The organism is Pantoea sp. R102, assembly GCF_004916815.1.
Lineage (GTDB): Bacteria > Pseudomonadota > Gammaproteobacteria > Enterobacterales > Enterobacteriaceae > Pantoea > Pantoea dispersa.
Genome location: NZ_SDFT01000040.1, coordinates 1 through 14,192, shown reverse-complemented (window position 1 = coordinate 14,192; position 14,192 = coordinate 1). Strand labels below are relative to the sequence as shown.

General features: G+C 55.9%; 16 protein-coding genes and 1 pseudogene. 4 read left to right on the top strand and 13 right to left on the bottom strand.

The window, feature by feature from the left end; genetic code table 11:
* Nucleotides 1–1,272 carry an alanine racemase gene (locus tag ERD80_RS05005; RefSeq protein WP_136545969.1) on the top strand — a complete coding sequence of 424 codons (1,272 nt, stop codon included), beginning with the start codon at nucleotides 1–3 and terminating at the stop codon, nucleotides 1,270–1,272.
* 125 nt (nucleotides 1,273–1,397) lie between these two features.
* Here ERD80_RS05005 and ERD80_RS05000 read toward each other — a convergent pair whose 3' ends face one another.
* The 3 genes from ERD80_RS05000 to ERD80_RS04990 form a co-directional block, all read right to left on the bottom strand.
* On the bottom strand, nucleotides 1,398–2,099 hold the full coding sequence (locus tag ERD80_RS05000) for an aspartate/glutamate racemase family protein (protein WP_136545967.1): 702 nt from the start codon (nucleotides 2,097–2,099) through the stop codon (nucleotides 1,398–1,400).
* A 150-nt stretch (nucleotides 2,100–2,249) separates the two neighbouring features.
* Nucleotides 2,250–2,471: a YdgH/BhsA/McbA-like domain containing protein gene (locus ERD80_RS04995; protein WP_136545965.1), complete on the bottom strand. Its 222-nt coding sequence runs from the start codon at nucleotides 2,469–2,471 to the stop codon at nucleotides 2,250–2,252.
* Between the two features lie 106 nt (nucleotides 2,472–2,577).
* Nucleotides 2,578–4,632, bottom strand: coding sequence for an FUSC family protein (locus ERD80_RS04990; protein WP_136545963.1), 2,055 nt, complete (start codon nucleotides 4,630–4,632; stop codon nucleotides 2,578–2,580).
* Nucleotides 4,633–4,874: 242 nt separating this feature from the next.
* Between ERD80_RS04990 and ERD80_RS04985 the strand changes: the two genes are divergently transcribed.
* Nucleotides 4,875–5,822 (top strand): sulfonate ABC transporter substrate-binding protein, encoded by a 948-nt coding sequence (locus tag ERD80_RS04985; RefSeq protein WP_136545960.1) that lies wholly within the window; start codon nucleotides 4,875–4,877, stop codon nucleotides 5,820–5,822.
* Between the two features lie 174 nt (nucleotides 5,823–5,996).
* Here ERD80_RS04985 and ERD80_RS04980 read toward each other — a convergent pair whose 3' ends face one another.
* From ERD80_RS04980 to ERD80_RS04970, 3 genes are read right to left on the bottom strand one after another with little or no spacing between them, the layout of a single operon-like run.
* Nucleotides 5,997–6,707, bottom strand: coding sequence for a helix-turn-helix transcriptional regulator (locus ERD80_RS04980; RefSeq protein ID WP_136545958.1), 711 nt, complete (start codon nucleotides 6,705–6,707; stop codon nucleotides 5,997–5,999).
* The gene (locus ERD80_RS04975) at nucleotides 6,704–7,096 is read right to left on the bottom strand and encodes an amino acid-binding protein (protein ID WP_136545956.1); all 393 of its coding nucleotides are present in this window, start codon (nucleotides 7,094–7,096) and stop codon (nucleotides 6,704–6,706) included. The genes ERD80_RS04980 and ERD80_RS04975 overlap by 4 nt, the downstream gene beginning before the upstream one ends.
* On the bottom strand, nucleotides 7,089–7,412 hold the full coding sequence (locus ERD80_RS04970) for an antibiotic biosynthesis monooxygenase (RefSeq protein WP_058781344.1): 324 nt from the start codon (nucleotides 7,410–7,412) through the stop codon (nucleotides 7,089–7,091). Before ERD80_RS04970 ends, ERD80_RS04975 begins: the two co-directional genes overlap by 8 nt.
* A gap of 395 nt (nucleotides 7,413–7,807) precedes the next feature.
* Between ERD80_RS04970 and ERD80_RS04965 the strand changes: the two genes are divergently transcribed.
* Nucleotides 7,808–8,161 (top strand): GNAT family N-acetyltransferase, encoded by a 354-nt coding sequence (locus tag ERD80_RS04965; RefSeq protein ID WP_230201050.1) that lies wholly within the window; start codon nucleotides 7,808–7,810, stop codon nucleotides 8,159–8,161.
* Between the two features lie 62 nt (nucleotides 8,162–8,223).
* On the opposite strand, the gene ERD80_RS04960 is transcribed toward ERD80_RS04965, so the two are convergent.
* The 6 genes from ERD80_RS04960 to ERD80_RS04935 all read right to left on the bottom strand — a co-directional run bounded on the left by ERD80_RS04960 (nucleotide 8,224) and on the right by ERD80_RS04935 (nucleotide 13,597).
* Nucleotides 8,224–8,973, bottom strand: a complete 750-nt coding sequence (locus ERD80_RS04960) for a 2-phosphosulfolactate phosphatase (protein ID WP_136545952.1) — start codon at nucleotides 8,971–8,973, stop codon at nucleotides 8,224–8,226.
* Nucleotides 8,974–8,986: 13 nt separating this feature from the next.
* The gene (locus ERD80_RS04955) at nucleotides 8,987–9,373 is read right to left on the bottom strand and encodes a VOC family protein (RefSeq protein ID WP_059010053.1); all 387 of its coding nucleotides are present in this window, start codon (nucleotides 9,371–9,373) and stop codon (nucleotides 8,987–8,989) included.
* A 165-nt stretch (nucleotides 9,374–9,538) separates the two neighbouring features.
* Entirely contained in the window at nucleotides 9,539–10,789 is a 1,251-nt protein-coding gene (locus tag ERD80_RS04950) for an MFS transporter (protein ID WP_136545950.1), read from the bottom strand.
* 11 nt (nucleotides 10,790–10,800) lie between these two features.
* Nucleotides 10,801–11,562, bottom strand: coding sequence for an ABC transporter ATP-binding protein (locus ERD80_RS04945; RefSeq protein ID WP_104187699.1), 762 nt, complete (start codon nucleotides 11,560–11,562; stop codon nucleotides 10,801–10,803).
* Entirely contained in the window at nucleotides 11,562–12,599 is a 1,038-nt protein-coding gene (locus tag ERD80_RS04940) for an iron chelate uptake ABC transporter family permease subunit (protein ID WP_058758695.1), read from the bottom strand. Before ERD80_RS04940 ends, ERD80_RS04945 begins: the two co-directional genes overlap by 1 nt.
* Nucleotides 12,599–13,597 (bottom strand): ABC transporter substrate-binding protein, encoded by a 999-nt coding sequence (locus ERD80_RS04935; RefSeq protein ID WP_021508766.1) that lies wholly within the window; start codon nucleotides 13,595–13,597, stop codon nucleotides 12,599–12,601. The genes ERD80_RS04940 and ERD80_RS04935 overlap by 1 nt, the downstream gene beginning before the upstream one ends.
* A gap of 50 nt (nucleotides 13,598–13,647) precedes the next feature.
* Here ERD80_RS04935 and ERD80_RS04930 point away from each other — a divergent pair, with 50 nt between their 5' ends.
* Nucleotides 13,648–13,872 carry a hypothetical protein gene (locus ERD80_RS04930; RefSeq protein WP_136545948.1) on the top strand — a complete coding sequence of 75 codons (225 nt, stop codon included), beginning with the start codon at nucleotides 13,648–13,650 and terminating at the stop codon, nucleotides 13,870–13,872.
* 15 nt (nucleotides 13,873–13,887) lie between these two features.
* Here the strand turns inward: ERD80_RS04930 and ERD80_RS04925 are convergent.
* Nucleotides 13,888–14,192: pseudogene (locus ERD80_RS04925) on the bottom strand (MFS transporter); the annotation flags it as partial.

The following is a 14,192-nucleotide window of genomic DNA, read 5'->3' as shown; positions in this document are numbered from 1 at the left end:
ATGTCGATTCACTTCCCTTTGCAGGCCGACGGCGCGCTGGATGCGCTGCAGCCTGCGCCGCGGTTTAAATCAGTGGCCGGAACGGGCAATCAGCCGCTGGCTAACGGCACGCCGGTGTTTAACAGCCCTGAAGTTTTTTCACCGCTGATGCTGATGAAACAATCGGCGCTGGAGAATAACCTGCGGCAACTGGCAGCGTTCTGCCGGGAACACGGCGTGATGCTGGCCGCGCACGGCAAAACCTCGATGTCGCCGGCGATTCTGCGCCGTGCCGTCAGTGAAGGCGGCGCCTGGGGCCTGAGCGCAGCGACGCCGGCCCAGGTGCGCGCACTGCGCCAGTTTGGCATCCGCAACGTGTTTCTCGCCAATGAACTGGTGGATCCCGCCGGGATCCGCTGGATTGGCCAGTGGCAACAGCAGCATCCCGACCACGGCTTTCTCTGTTATGTGGATTCGCTGCAGGGCGTAAAACTGCTTGAGCAGCATCTCGGCGGCGCGCAGATCGCCGTACTGCTGGAGATGTCGGTCAGCGGCGGCCGCACCGGCTGTCGCTCGCCGCAGGCTGCGCTGGAAATCGCCCATGCAATCCATGACAGCCGCTCGCTGCAGCTGGTGGGGGTGGCCGGATATGAAGGTGCGCTGGGTGCCGGACGCGATGCCGCAGGCGTGCAGCGCGTGAAAGATTACTGCGAGATGATGATCGCGACCGCCGCGCTGCTGGCTGAACACCAGCTGTTTGCCAGCGGAGAAATTATTCTCAGCGCCGGCGGTGGCGCGTGGTTCGATGTGGTCGCGGCCTGCTTCAGCGCGGCACAGTTGCCGCTGCCGGTCACGCCGCTGATTCGATCCGGTGCGTACATGGCACACGACAGCGGCTTGTATGCACGCATTGCCCCCTTTGCGCAGCCGGGTGCAACGCACCATTTCAGCGCCGCACTGGAGATCTGGGGCCGCGTGTTATCGCGTCCGGAGCCGGGGCTGGCCTTTGTCGATTTCGGCCGGCGCGATGTGCCGTTCGATCAGGATCTGCCCAATCCGCTGTGGATTCGCCAGGCGGACGGCAGCGCACCGCGCGCGGCCACGCATTTGCGCATCACCGACGTCAACGATCAGCACGCTTATTTGCAGTTACCGGCGGACGATCCGCTGCAACCGGGCGACTGGATTGGCTGCGGCATTTCCCATCCCTGTACCGCATTTGACAAGTGGCGTTATCTACCGTTGGTGGATGATGACTATTGCGTCACCGATTCACTGGAAACAGCGTTCTGACGCTTTTTCAGCCACAAAAAAGGCTGCCAGTGCTGGCAGCCAGTTCTGGCACATCCCTGTGCGACCATGCGGGTCGGCGTTGTGCCTTCAATGAACACATAATAACACAGCTTATAATTAGCAGGCTAGTTATTTGTTGCCAGCGCCAGCTTCACCGCGTCCTGCGCATGGATTAATGTGGTATCGAACAGCGGCACCGCCGCATCCTCCGCTTTAACCAGCAGCGTGATTTCGGTACAGCCAAGGATAATGGCTTCAGCCCCTTGTGCCACCAGCTGAGCAATAATGTCACGGTACTGCGCGCGTGATTCTTCACGGATCACGCCGAGGCACAGCTCCTGATAAATAATGTCGTGCACCGTTTTACGTCCGGTAGCGTCCGGTACCAGCACCTCGATGTCATATTGCTGCTCAAGGCGGCCTTTATAGAATTCCTGCTCCATGGTGAACGCGGTCGCCAGCAGACCGACGCGTTTCACGCCGGCCTGACGAATGCGTTTTGCCGTGGCGTCAGCGATATGCAGCAGCGGAATGCGGGTGGCCGCGGTGATCTGATCGGCGACTTTGTGCATGGTGTTGGTGCACAGCACAATGAAATCCGCCCCGCCCTTCTCCAGGCTACGGCCGGCTTCGGCCAGGATTTCACCGGCCTGCTGCCATTCACCGGCGACCTGCAATTTCTCAATCTGCTGAAAATCGACGCTGTACATCAGGCTGCGCGCCGAGTGCAATCCGCCCAGCTGCTGCTTTACCTGTTCATTGATGATGCGGTAATAGAGCGCGGTGGATTCCCAGCTCATGCCGCCAATCAGGCCAATCATTTTCATCAGTTACCGTTCCCCACGGAAATTAGCTCGTCTGGCACTGTACGGTATTCAATGAAGGCATGAAAGCGTCGCGGCGCTGAACCGCATCGCAGGCACAAAAAAGCCCGGGATAACCCGGGCTAAGCACGTTAACGGAGAAAGGGATTGTTATTATTTGTACAGCTCAGCAGTCATGTCCACGCCGTTGTCTGCGCGGGCGCTGGTGATTTTGTAGCTGTCTGCACCACTCGCTTTAGCCTGAGCGGCAACCTGGGCTTCAGCGCTATCCAGGGTGCTGCCGTGAACGGAGAAGCTTTCAGCGGCGAAGCTACCGAAAGAGATCATAGAAAGAGCAGCAACAGCAGCGATGGTCAGAGTTTTTACGTTTTTCATGGTCATATTCCTTCAATGTTTGGGTCAGAGCTGAATGCTCTGCATAGGAGTTATAGTAACCATTGTTATTATTACCGACCTAACAAAAAGTGCGATCTTAATCACGCTATGTGCGGTTTTGCTCTGCCAGCGGCTGCGGCCAGCGCGCGCCAGGAAAGAGCGACAAACGGATATTGAACAGATGAAACAGCGGCGCAAACAGCGCATTTTCCTGCTGCGCCGCCGCCTCCAGCCGTAGCAGCAACACATCAAGCTCATGCAGCAGCGCCGGCGATGGCGTGCTGTCCAGCGTTTTCAGCCGCTGCTTAAGAAACTGACTCAGCTCGTGAAACATGGCCGCGCTTTCTATCTGGTTCGCCAGCAGCAGGTGCCGATGACGGGTGTAATAGTCATAGCAGTTAGCACCGAGCCAGGCTTCCGCAATCAGGTTACCGCCCGCCACCAGTTCCGGTGCCGGATCGACACGTTTACGCGGCAGAATCACGTTTACCCTGTCCAGCGTGCGTGCGACAAATTGCTGCCGCGCCGTCAGCGTGGCGGTGTTCATGCGCAGCGCGGTAATAAACTGCAGCAGATCGCGAATGCCTTTGCGCAGCGCACGCGTGGCCGTCCACGCCGGGCGTTTGTTGCGAATCAGCAGCGTCAGCACCAGCGCAACGGCAATGCCCACCAGCGTGGAGATCATGGCATTCACTATGAGCTGCAAATCGGGTTTGAAATGGTGGCTCATGCCAATCAAACCGGGGATCTGCGTGGCGACGATGAGACCGATCAGGTTGGTTGACGGATTGGCGATCACCAGCCCTAAAGCAAACAATCCCGGCGCGAGGCAAATCACCAGTGCTTCAAACGTCACCGCCTGCGGAATCAGCAGCGTGACGTAAATCAGGCTGATCGCCATGGAGATCAGTACGCCCTTCAGAAACAACTTCATCGGCGCGATGGGGCTATCCAGCCCGGCGAAGAACGAACACAGCACCGCCGCCATCATCGGCGCGGTTGAACCATCACGCCAGCCGCTGCCGATCCAGAACAGGCAGGTGGCAAAAGTGGCGATGAAGGCAGTAAAGCACGACAGCAGCAGCAGACCTTTATCGACATGCTTGTGCGCGCGTGAGGCCTTGCCCGGTTTCACCGCTGGCGTCCAGTCACTGACGCGCTCGCTGACGCTGTGGTAAGCATCGGCAATACGGACAAAATTGAGTAACCGTTCCAGCAGGCCGATGAGCAAAATGCACTCTTCACTGTTAAGCCGCCCTGCGCGCCAGGCCTGCTGCAGCTGCTCCTGAGCGTCGGTGAGGCGATCGCGCACCGGCTGCTGCGCGTCGCCGTTCAGCCATTGTAAAAATTGCTGAAAGGCCGTCGCGACATAATCGGGAAAGCGGATCTGCTGCTGTGCCAGCAGATTCAGACGCGATTCAATGGCGGTGAGCGTCGGGATCAGGTACGACAGATGCTGATACTGCACGCTGACCAGCCGCACCAGCCGCCGCGCGGCATCCCCTTCATAGACGCAGTGAGTGATCAGCGTTTCGACGTTAAGTGGATAGTTGGCCATCTGCACCAGAATATCCTCGCGCTCCAGTGATTTTGCCGCGGGCATCGCCGTCATCAGCTCGCTACACAATTTACGCGCGTTCCGATACCACAGCCCGACGCTCTGTTCGAGCAGGTGGCGCATCGAAACCGGGAAGATCAGTCGATGCACCAGGCTGCTGCAGACAATCGCCACAGTGATTTCCTCAATGCGGGAAATCACCGTATAGGTAATGGCGCCGGGCGAGGTCACATCGGGAAAGCCCATAATGGCGGCGCTGTAGCCGGCCAGCATAAAGACGTAACTTTTTGGCGTTCGGTCGTGCAGCGAGAGATACAGGCAGACGGCAACCCAGAGTGAAATACACAGGCTGAACAGCATCGGCGACTGGACCGTAGCCGGATAGATCAACAGAGTAAACAGCCCGCCCAGCACGGTGCCAAAAAAGCGAAACACCGATTTGGACACCGTCGAAGCGGAATAAAGCTGCGAGGCAACATACACGGTGGTCAGTGACCAGGCGGGTTTGTCCAGGTTGAGTTCCAGCGCAAGATAAAATGCCAGAAAGGCGGCCAGACAGGTTTTGGCAGAGAACAGCACGGCGCTTCGGGAAAACCACTTCATAGAACGGGAGCAACCTATAGCAGGCAACGTTATCTCTTATCCTGACAGAAGCCTGCGGCGATGACATTTTGATTTGTTATACAAATTATTACCGTGCTAATTATCCGGTTCTCTATGCAACTTGCCCATTACAGTGAATGCTGATGCAGGCTGGAATTAGAGTTATAAGCGATATTAAAAAGTTATTTATTGGTTATATAACAACTTTGCCAGGATGGAGGAAAAACCACGAGAGACGCCCCATGAAAGCACAACGTTTTGCCCTGAGCGCACTGGCACTCAGCTTCGGCCTGCTCGCCACGCACGCCTTTGCCGCCAACCCGGAAACCGTCACCATCGGCTATCAGAAAGCCAACATTTTTGCGCTGCTGAAATATCGCGGCACGCTGGATGAGACCTTCAAAAAAGAGGGTATTGCGGTGCGCTGGGTGGAATTCCCCGCCGGCCCGCAAATGCTGGAGGGGCTCAACGTGGGCAGTATCGATCTGGCCGCCACCGGCGATGCGCCACCCGCTTTCGCGCAGGCGGCAAAAGCCGATCTGATTTATCTCGGACATTCACCCGCCAACCCTAAAACCGAAGCCATTGTGGTGCCGAAAGACTCACCCATCAAAAGCGTGGCCGATCTCAAAGGCAAACGCGTTGGCCTGAACAAGGGTTCAGACGTCAATTATCTTTTGGTGAAAGCGCTGGAAGATGCCGGGCTGAACTATAAAGATGTCACGCCGGTTTACCTGCCGCCGGCCGATGCGCGCGCCGCCTTCCAGAAAGGCGTAATTGATGCCTGGGTGATCTGGGATCCCTACCTGGCTGAGGTCGAAGCCAACGCCGGCGCGCGTGAAGTGCGCAACGCCGAAGGTCTGGTGACGCACTACACCTTCTATCTTGCCAGCCGCCCGTTTGCCGAAAACCACCCGCAAACGGCTAAGCAGGTGGTTGACGAGTTGAGCAAGCTGAGCGACTGGGCCAATCAGCATCAGGATGAAGCCGCCGCGATTCTGGCGAAATCCACCGGTCTGGATAAATCCATCTGGCAGACCACGCTGCAACGCCTGCCTTATGGCGCGTCACGCATGTCACCGCAGGTGTTTGCGGAACAGCAGGCGCTGGCGGATACCTTCACCCGCGTCGGCCTGCTGCCGGTGAAGGTTGATGTGCGCAGCGCGACCTGGTCGCTGGATAAGAAATAACCCCCTCTAAGTTCCGGCGATTAAGCGCCTGGCCTGAAGCGGAGTAAGCCTGTTTTCCACTGACGGACGGTAAGTTACTGCATCCTGCGGGAAAACTTATGGCCCTCCGCTTAACCTTTCACAATGAAGGCATGCCGGCTCACCTGATCACATCGACCGGTACCTGACGTTAATTCAGCTGATTTTCAGCTTAAACAGCCGATTCATTGCCACCCGGCCTGAATCGGTTACGTTGACTTCACGGTATCCCTGTATACGCCTTACCCATTCTTTTTGCAGGAAAAGCGTAAACAGGGCTGAGCCCGCATCACCGCCGAGGTGGAAACGCCTTTCACTCCAGTCCAGACAGGGGCAACAGGGCTTGCGCCGTGTGCGGGAATTCAGCATAACGCCCATGTTCTCAAAATGGATTTTGCCGGCTGATGTCAGTCCCGTTCCCGCTGCTTCCAGCCAATTTTCTCTGAGCATAAAGTCATAAATATTGACAGCAAGCTCGCCGGCCAGATGGTCATAGCAGGTGCGTGCGTAACGCAGATGAACCGGCGTACTGGAAACGGGGGCCTTAGTTGTCCACATGGAAACCCCCATCAGGTTTTCGAGCAATCCGGCGATATGATGACCGGCCAGACTGTAATAGCGATGACGCCCCTGCATCAGGCAAATGACCAGACCGCTGCTAAGGAGTCGGTTCAGATGCCCGCTGGTTGTCGACGCTGCTATGCCAGCCACTACGCTAAGTTCGGTCGCTGTCCATGCGCGCCCATCCATCAGAGCGCAAAGAATACTCACCCTTGACGGGTCCGCCAGCGCAGACGCCACCTTTGCCATCGATGTTTCAGGCACATTATCCGGCTCACTTGCGCGCGTTGTATTAAGGAGGTTCATTCAGAAGGTATTGCCCATTTTTGGGTTACTTCACCTGCCCTGACATCATCATCCGTGATAAGAATGAGCCGGTTACTGTGGTCGCTGTACTGTACCAGAATATTGATGCCGTTCCGGGCAAGAGTATCAGCTATTTCGCCCAGCTCGCCGGGACGTTCCTGCGCTAATTTTCTGACAAGAGGACGACATACGTTGCAGACGTCAAAACCGGTTTCAGTTAATACCGTGCGCGCTTTATAACCGTCTTCAACCAGAAAGTGTGCATGTCCGCCTTCAGGCGTTGTAAATACGCCACCCCCTTCAAGACCCACACCGCTTTTCCCCAATACACTCCCCAGTAAACCCAGTGAGCCCGGGCTATTTTTGAGAATAACGTGAATGTCATGCATGCGGATTGGTTCCCTTATCAGAAGAGTAATCACGGAATACGCTGGCTACCCGTATTCTGTAGAATGAAAAAATCGACTGCCTGCCTTCTTGCTGCGCGGCCTGATGCATCACATTGCGTTTCCACCCGGCGACAGCATCCTCATCTTCCCACCAGGACAAAGAGAGGATCTTGCCGGGCGTGGTCAGGCTCTGGAAGCGTTCTATGGAAATAAATCCGGGCGTGTCGGATAAGAGAGGCTTCAGCTCAGAAGCTAGTTGAAGATATCGCTCCTGAGCTGCTGGCAGGGCTTCTGCCTCAAAAAGTACTGCAATCATGGTCCGCTCCTTCGTTAATTTTCAGACAGCTTAATGAAGACGAAGCCATATTGCTTCGGCCGGTACCGAAGTGTGTGTGTCAGCGAAGCCACCGGCATGGATAAGCGATAATCAGCATGCTCAGGAGTTAAACGGCGGGAACGTGGAACCACTGGCTATGGCCGCTTCTGATACGAAGCGGATTCATATACACTTCGATATCTGGTACAAGCGAAAAAAGACATTACGAGCAGCTTTGGACTCAAACCCTGATGACTTTATAAAAATGGCATCAATACTAAAATTTATGCTTATCCTGGAATGGAGTTATACCTCTGAACATAAATATAAGAACTGCCCAGGCAGCTGATATCGATGGCATGTTTCATGTCAGAATCTCAGTTATCGAGAATCATTTGAGTCGTGAGGAAATGCGGCGAATCGGGATTACCGAAAACGTAGTAGCTGATTTGATTGAAAAGAGTCGCTGTGCATGGGTTGCGACTGATGACGAGAAAATTATTGGTTTCTCTATGATTTTACCTGATGAAGGCTGCCTTTTTGCTGCCTTTGTTCTCCCGGAGTACGAAGGCAGGGGTATAGGCCGCAGGCTTGTTGAACTCGCGGAGAATGAATTATTCAGGCATCATGAGATTGCCTGGCTTGAAACTGACAAACAAAGTCGTGCAGCAAAATTTTATATACAGCTCGGCTGGGGCAATAAAATTGACATCAATGACACTGATATCAGATTAGAGAAACATCGCTGAGTGAAATCCACAGCAATATTCATTGATGTCGGCTCCTGGCACAGAGCGCACCGTCTGGTCGGTCAGAAACTATTTTGCCCGGGCAATGCTGACATATAGGCATCACCCCAAAGCCGGCATTCCAGGCTGGACTTGTCTACTTCAAGGCAGAGATCGACATCCCCGGCGAATCCACGTTGCATCAGCTCTATTGCAGACGAACACTCCCGTAAAAGCACCAGGTTTTGCTTCTGGTAATGCTGCCAGACAGCCACCGCAGCCTCTGCTTCTGGTGAGCAATTTTGACGCCCCATTGCAGCAATAATTCCGCCAGCAGCCACATAATCCTCAATACTGGGTCGAAGGCTACCATCGGGCCAGCGTTCTCCACAGGGAATTACCAGAACACGGCTGAAGGAACGGCAGGCATTCGCGGTCGCAGATATGTTTCTGAAACAGCCGCTCAACACTGCTATTCCTGCATCCCTTGCTTTGAATGAAACAGCTGAACCGTTAGGCGATGGGAGGACCAGTTTTTCACCCTCGCTTATGTTTCTTAGCGAAGCCGGCGATAGGCTGTAACCTTCACCGCTGAATCGCCTGTCCGGACTCGCTGTGCTGGCTCCCATTTTCAAACCATATTCAATAGCAGAAGCATCTTTCCAGGGGTACGGATAGACACAGGCACCATTATTGACAGCCATACTGACGCAAGTTGAGAACGACATAACGTCAACAATGACAACGCAGTCGACCTCCCCGGCAAGATGCTCTACCGCAGGCAGGCCCCACTCAAGACGAACCGCAAATTTTTCCTGACTGAACCATTGCACGAGGCTTTCTCCGTTATTCCCACGCCCTGTTTTGCATCACCACCCGGTACCCGTCGGGATCAACGAAGGTCTTCCCATTCACATCCCAGTAAGGATTAAAAGAATCCGTCCGTTTAAAACCCGCTTCAATCATGTTTTCGCATGCCAGCTTCCATGCATTTTCATCCGGATGATAGAGGACGAGGAGATCGTCTTCGGTTGGCGAGGGCTTAACGGGATGTCCCGGGCAGCAGGTGAATTCGAGGTGCCAGTCGAGGTCTGTTCGCCCCAGCATCACGCCATTGAAACCGTCGTGATCGTGGAATTCGGCAATTTTTTGCAGACCCAGTCCCTGACTAAACATCAGAACCGATCGTTCAAGCTGGGAGACGGGTCTGGCAATGCGCATGTGCGTAAACATCTGGCTTGACTCCTGAAAACGTTTTTCTGGGTGTTGTTAACCAGGTAGAGTTTACACATGATCGGGCTGGTCATTTGTCGATGAGAGCCTGCGCAACCTGCCCTGCCCGCGTTGTGCACGTCATGCTACTGCACCGCGGCGGTATAACCCGAATGGCAGCAACGGTTATTCAGGTTTCCCGATCGGGGCGCTGCGCAGCGGGCGACAAATCACGGTCATGGCAACGGCGCTGCACAGGGGAAACAGCGCCAGCAGCAGCCAGGGATAAATAGCCTGCGTTGAAGGAACAAGCGCGTTGTCCAGCAGCGGTCCAGACATTAAATTTCCGGCCAGCACCGCGAAGCCGCCGGCGGTGGCCAGGGCGCCGTAATGTGCACCCAGCGTCGCGGGGTCGGCAAACCGGGGAATCAAATCCTTGGCCGACGGCACCAGCAGCATCTGGCCGAATGTCAGAAACGTCACCAGACACACCGCAGGGATCAACCGCAGCCAGCCGTCAGACGGCGTGGTTGACGCGAACAGGGCCACGCTGGCAAACGCGGCGGAGAGCAGCAAAAAACCCACCGGTAAAACTTTTACCGTCCCCACGCGTCGTGCAAAGCGCGCCAGCGGCAGCTGAAAAGCGATGATCAACACCGAGGCCAGCATAAAGAGCGGGCCGAGATCTTTCTCGCTGCCGCCTGCTCGCCGAATCTCCACTGGCAACGCCAGATACAGCTGGTTGTAGCTCAAAAGCCACGAGCTGTAAGCCACGATGAAAGCGACAAAACGCGGCTGGCGGAAGGTCATCCACCAGGGGACAATTTTCAGCGCCTGTTTGCTGTTACCTGTAGCAGGGAGAAAAAAGTACAACACAATCAGCGCGATGACAAAGACCGCGGCCCCTGCCAGCGCCACCTGGCGGAAACCGAATCCGGTCAGCAGTGCGCCAGCCACCGGGCCCAGTACGGCACCGAGTTCGCCGCACACCGCAAACAGCGCAAACCACTCCGCGCGGCCGCGCTTGCCTTGCGCCTCGCTTTGCGTTCCCGCTTTGGCCAGCAGCGCTTCAATTGACGGGGAAAACAGCGCACCGCCGATGCCCGTCAGACATGCACCCAGAATGATCGGCCACAGCGATTGCCCCAGCGCCAGCAACAGATAACCCGCAATCCGGACCAGACAGCCACACAGGATAATGATCTTAGCGCCGTAACGGTCAGAGAGCGCACCGCCCAGCAGAAACATCCCCTGCTGGGAGAACGTGCGTAATCCCAGAATCAGCCCGATAACGCCGCCGGAGAGCAACATATCATCGCGTAAGAATATCGCCAGAAAGGGAACGACCGCGTAAAAGCCAATGTTGAAAACAAACTGGCTGCCCAGCAAAACGCCCGGGCGCAGGGTAGAGACAGGACGCAGCGAAAACGGAAGCATGCTACCTGACCCTAAAGAATGAAATGAATGTGCTTCTTGCCATGAAAGCGGGAGATCTCAATTTTGGTTTTCACCCGGAATACCTGCCAAAGCAGCGCCTCGGTCAGGATATCCTGCGGCGTGCCGGTTGCGATGATTTGACCGTTCTGCATCACGATCAGCGAATCACAGAACATCGATGCGTGGTTGAGATCGTGGATGGCGACAATGCTGGTAACCGGTAACTCGCTGATCAGCTGCATTAATTGCATCTGGTGATGGATATCCAGATGGTTGGTCGGTTCGTCCAGCAGAATTTCGCTCGGCGTTTGCGCCAGTGCGCGGGCAATATGCACACGCTGACGTTCGCCACCGGAGAGACTCAGCCATCCCTGCTCACTTTTCTCCAGCATGTCCACGCGCTGCAGAGCGGCCGTCACGGTTTCGTCATCGTGCGCGCTCCAGTTGGAAAACGGAGAATGATGCGGAATGCGCCCCAGTTTCACTACATCGCGCACACGCATATTGGCGTCAGTCATGCCGTGCTGCTCGACGAATGCTACCCGACGACCAATCTGTTTGCGGGCAATGCGGGCGATATTTTGCCCGTCCAGCGTCACACAGCCGGCATCCGGGCGCCGCAGGCCGGCGAGGATGCGCAGGAGGGAAGATTTGCCGCAGCCGTTTGGACCAATCAGCCCGACAGTTTCACCACGGGAAATGTGCAGCGATACGTTATCGACGATGACCTTTTTTCCGACCTTCCAGCTAATGTTGTCAGCGGAGATACTCATTATTTATTCCCCGAACGCCAGATAATCACCGCAAAGAACGGTACGCCAACCAGCGCGGTCACAACGCCCACCGGCAGGCTTTGCGGGGCAATCAGCAGGCGCGACGCGATATCTGCCAGCACCATCAGAATGGCACCGGCCAATGCGCTGGCAATCAGCAACGTGCGATGCAGCGGACCAAAGAAGAAACGCATGACATGCGGCACCACCAGGCCAATAAAACCAATCGAACCGGCCATGCTGACGATGGTGGCGGTGATAAGCGCGGTGGTGATAAAGAGCGCAAGGCGCACCTGAGGCACCGCAATACCCAGCGAGGCAGCCGCATCGTCACCAAAAGTGAACGCATCCAGCGCCCGGGAATAGTAGAGGCAAATGGCCAGTCCGAGGGTCACTACCACCAGCACCAGCTGGAGTTCCGGCCAGCGCACGCCACTGAAGCTGCCCAGCAACCAGAACATTACATCGCGCGCCTGCTGCGCACTGGCAGAGGTGCTGATGGTATAAGCGGTGATGGCATTAAACAGCTGGGAAGCCGCAACGCCAGCCAGGATGGTGCGTTCATTACCGCCACGTGCCCCTTTCGTCAGAAAAGCGACAAAGGCAAAGGCAGTGAAGGCGCCGGCGAAGGCTCCCGCCGACAGCGAGACGGCCCCGCTGCCGATGCCCAACACCACGACAGAAACCGCCCCAGTGGAGGCACCGGCAGAGACACCGAGCACATAAGGCTCAGCCAGCGCATTCTTCAGCAGGCTTTGCAAAACGGCACCGCAAATCGCCAATCCAGCGCCACAGCACGCCGCCACCAGCGCCCGGCTGAGGCGAAAGTCCCAGATCACACTTTCGTAGATGCGGCTCAGGGGAACGTGCGTGAGCCCCATTTTATTGCTGATGGCATAAAAGACGCTTTTTAGCGGGATCGACAGTTCTCCGACGCTGACACCGGTCGCAATCACCAGCAATAATAACGCGACGGCAGCCACCAGCGAGGCGGCCAGGAACAGCCCCTGTCGCGCCTGAACAACAGCGATGGTCATCAGTTCAGTTCCAGTTTTCTCAGCTGCTCACCCACCTGTTCGGCCCCGTAGATAGTGCGGATGGTCGGGTTCATGGCCTGGCCATCCATCACCACGATGTGGCCTTTTTTTACCGCATCCAGCTGGCTGACGGCAGGATCGCTTTTCAGGAATTTGATTTTCTCTTCGGCTTTATCCAGCGCCCAGCGATTGCGATCGAGACTGGAGACCACGATCACATCCGGATTGGCAGCGATGATGCTCTCCCAGCTGACCGTCGGCCATTCGGTCTCTGACGTGATGGCGTTGTGCCCGCCCAGCACGCTGGCGATGAATCCGGATGGACTGTTTTTACCGCCCACATAGGCATCCGCAGACGGTGACGAGCTTGAGAACCAGAACACAAACGAGAGATCTTTCTTGCTGCTACCAAACTCCTGACGCAGTGCCGCTTCACGTTTTTTGAAATCGGCAATCACCGCCTGGCCACGATCTTCCACGTTGAAAATTTTGGCGAAGTCCTGAATCTCCTGATACAGGTACGTCATATCCCACAGCTGCTGGCGACTGCCATACATATCCCCTGCGGCTTTTTTGGTGGCGCACATTCCTGGCGACACATAACTGTTCACGCCAAGGGTGATTAAATCTTCGCGTTTCGCTACCTTGCTTTCAGGTCCCAGCAGCAGCGGCGTCTGGGCAGGAACGAAGTCCGGATTTTGCGCCAGCACGGATTCAAGGGTGGGGATTTCTACCGTGAGCGTTTTGATTTTTGCGTTCTGTTCAGCCAGCTGCGGCAACACTTTGGTCGGCCAGAACGCGCTGGCGATCACCTTATCCTGCAGACCGAGCAGCAGCAAAATTTCAGCGGTATTTTGCCCCAGCGCCACCACGCGCTCAGGCGGCTTGGTGAAGGTCTCTTTATAACCGCAGTTTTCAATCGTGAGAGGATAGGTGGTGGCCAGCGCAGAGCTAACCGATGCAAACACCAAACATAACGTGCAGATGACCTTTTTCATTAACCCCTATCCCCATTGATATTATTGTCTGAACCCGGCGTGGATGTTTAATGCAAATGAAACTCATTAACGAAGCGGGCTTTTATACAATGGGCAATTTAAGGTGTCAACGGGAGATTGTTTCTCAGCGTTATCATCGTCCTGAAGGAGCAAAAGTGAAACAACAGGCGATGGGCAAAGGATGCCTCAGACCGGCGGGCACCCTTCCCTTTCAGGATAAAACATTCGATGCGCACAGCGTGGCAAGCCTGCATTCGCTTTGCGGCACCGGGTGAGCAGCGCCCAACGGTTCAGGCCTGACGCTGACTGCACTCCGCCATGTTCACCGGCTTGCTGCGCTTTTCTGACAGCTGCAGACTTATCACTGCCAGCAGAATAAACGCCACCGATAGCCCCATCAGCCCGTAAAATCCGGCCAGCGGATATATCCATGAGGCGACCGCAGAGCCAAAGCCGATACCGCCAAACATAAAGGCACTGGTCAGCGCCAGCGCAATGCCGCGATGGCGGACTGATGCCAGCTCGACGATCCGGCGCTGCTGGCTGGGCCAGAGCAGATCGGTGGCAAACGCCCAGACCACCAGTGCCGCCAGCA